Consider the following 542-nt stretch of genomic DNA (forward strand, 5'->3'; position numbering starts at 1 on the left):
TACCCCGCCGGGCGCAGGGCGGCCCGTCGCGTGCGCCTTGTCGCCGTTTACGCGCCGCGCACGCGGGCGCACACCAAACGGGCCGCCCGACAAGTCGGGCGGCCCGGACATTTGATGCGGCGCGTACGCGAGCGACAGCCCAATTGAGGCCGCCGACTGTCAGACGGCATGTGCCTCGATGACGGTCTGGCCGTACCCGTCCTCGCGATTCTCGGCCACCGGACGCGTACGACGCCCCGGTACGCGCACCGAGGCCCGCTTGAGCCAGCGGTCGGTGCCGTCGTAGCGGGCCCGGAACGGCACCCGGCCGTGCACGACGAGGTCGTTGTCGAGCACGAGCACCTCGCCGGGGTCCAGGCTCACCTCCATCGACACCCGCTCCAACTCGGCCTCAAGGCGCGCGTAGGCGGCGCGGTAGGCGGCCCCCGCGCGTTCCAGTGGGGTGTAGGCGGGGTCGAAGCGCAGGGTGAGGCCGTGCTCGCCGCGCCAGAGCGTGGGTACGGCGGGCTGGCTCCCGCAGACGTCGCGCGCCTGGGTGTACG

1 protein-coding gene is annotated in these 542 nt (G+C 73.4%); it reads right to left on the bottom strand.

Going from position 1 to position 542, the window contains the following annotated elements; translation table 11 throughout:
* Positions 1-159: 159 nt before the first annotated feature.
* Positions 160-542 (bottom strand): TauD/TfdA family dioxygenase (locus KUM32_RS41105; RefSeq protein WP_217146756.1); only part of this gene is annotated, 383 nt, incomplete at its 5' end.

This window comes from Streptomyces sp. AC627_RSS907, from assembly GCF_019049165.1.